This window comes from Vibrio sp. 1978 (genome assembly GCF_033344345.1).
The window spans coordinates 1-579 of sequence record NZ_JAWPOP010000786.1; the positions used below are offsets into that span (position 1 = coordinate 1).

At 39.2% G+C, this 579-nt stretch carries 1 pseudogene; it reads left to right on the top strand.

The window, feature by feature from the left end:
- A pseudogene (locus R8N49_RS29100) lies at positions 1-579 on the top strand (OmpA family protein); the annotation flags it as partial.

Consider the following 579-nt stretch of genomic DNA (forward strand, 5'->3'; position numbering starts at 1 on the left):
TTTCGTGGTTTGATAATAATTTGTAACGTCTTTTTTTCTTTGGGTTTGGTCAATTTTAATCCAGCCATGTCTGGTGAAGTATTGACAGTTCCAATGGATATTTCTAATTGGTCTTTCAAAGGAAATAAATTTGAGTGCAACCTGATGCATTCAAAGGTTCCAATGGGGAAGTTTTATTTCCGTGCGGAACCAAATAATCAAATTTTATTTATTTCCGATATACGCAACGAAGGGAATAAATGGCAAGGTGTGACATTAATTAGTCAAAATGCACCGTGGGATAAAGAGCTTTATAGAAAAGTTGAATCTTCTCTTACGGTTACCAAGCCTTCTCGTCGATTTGTATTCCGTAAAGGCGCACCCTCATTAATGAAGGCGATTGCCGGTGGTAGTTGGATTACGCTGGTATTGGAAGGAAAAGACGCTTCCGCTTTGTCAGAGGTCAGAATCCCAACAATTCAAATTCAAAAGGCACTGAGCGAATTTAATGCGTGTCTTGAGCGACTACCGAAACTTTCGTTCTCACAAGCAAGAGACATCGTTTTGCCTTTTCAATTCGGTCAGAAAACACTAAATGCG